Below are 759 nucleotides of genomic sequence, written 5' to 3' on the forward strand. Positions count from 1 at the left end.
TCCTCTGGGTAAAGCGATCAGTTACATGGCGAGCAACTGGAGTTGGCTGCTGCGTTACGTGGAGGCCGGTTTTTTGCCTATCGACAACAACGTCGCTGAGCGCGCGATCAAGCCGTTTGTGATTGGACGCAAAAATTGGCTTTGTGTGTCACGAAGGAGGCGTCATGGCGACGACATGAAAACGGCGGCATGACACTCCATGTTCCAAGATGGATGGAGGTAGGCCCTCCGGTCAGGGCGTGCAGGCGCACTGATCAAACGACCCGATGCTGCGAACATGTTCAGCATGTTGGTGGTGAGCAATTCGGGAAAAGGCAGAGAAACTACTGTCACGTAAGGCTCAGGTAGTTGAGCGAAAGTGAACTGACTGATGAAGCGACGAAATCTCCACTGGTGTCAAAACGGGCTTGTATAGCCGGGCCCCGAGAAGTGCAGAGGACACCTGTCTACCGACTGCACGGCACCCGTTGTTAAGGCAGCAAGAACCTGAGCCAGGCCATTTTGGGGAACGTGAGAACCTATTCTCTGCACGTATCGTGGGGATAGGGACGGACTCACCCGTAGTAGTGATGAAAGACCTGTAATGGGGCTGGAGCGAAGGGGTGGGGATCACTTTCGTTGTGCGGGACACAACTCAAACGAGGATGACGTTTTAGTGCAGCGAAAAGCATTCGAGATACCGAAGTCGCTGGTGTGGATGGCGTACCAGGATGTACGCCGCAATCGTGGCGCGCCGGGCTGTGATGGTCAGACGCTCAC

1 pseudogene is annotated in these 759 nt (G+C 54.9%); it reads left to right on the forward strand.

Annotated elements, in window-relative coordinates:
• A pseudogene (locus M5C01_RS32750) lies at window positions 1–142 on the forward strand (transposase); the annotation flags it as partial.
• Between the last annotated feature and the right edge of the window lie 617 nt (window positions 143–759).

This window comes from Pseudomonas sp. MWU12-2319 (genome assembly GCF_023242525.1).
Classification (GTDB): domain Bacteria; phylum Pseudomonadota; class Gammaproteobacteria; order Pseudomonadales; family Pseudomonadaceae; genus Aquipseudomonas; species Aquipseudomonas gingeri_D.